The sequence below is a fragment of the Streptomyces sp. XY431 genome, from assembly GCF_001279805.1.
In the GTDB taxonomy this organism is placed as follows: Bacteria; Actinomycetota; Actinomycetes; order Streptomycetales; family Streptomycetaceae; genus Kitasatospora; species Kitasatospora purpeofusca.
In genome coordinates, this window is record NZ_LGDO01000419.1 from 1 (window position 1) to 270 (window position 270).

Below are 270 nucleotides of genomic sequence, written 5' to 3' on the forward strand. Positions count from 1 at the left end.
AACAGCGCGCCGGGCCAGGACACGCTCACCACCAGGTGCGGACCGTCGGCACGGTCCTCGGTCATCGCGTTGATCGTCAGCGCGTGCCCCATCGGAGCCCCGGCATCGGGACCGGGGTCCGCCGACTCCGGCGCCGGGGACCACGGGTCCGTCCCGTCATTGCCCGCGAACCGGCCGAGGTAGTTGAAGACGATCTCCGCGCCGGCCTTCTCCTCCAACTCTCCCAGGCGCGCGGCGGTCTGCGGGTTCAGATAGCGCAACAGCCCGTAG

1 pseudogene is annotated in these 270 nt (G+C 71.1%); it reads right to left on the minus strand.

The features are described from left to right. Positions 1-270 (minus strand): annotated as a pseudogene (locus tag ADK60_RS27740) (condensation domain-containing protein); the annotation flags it as partial.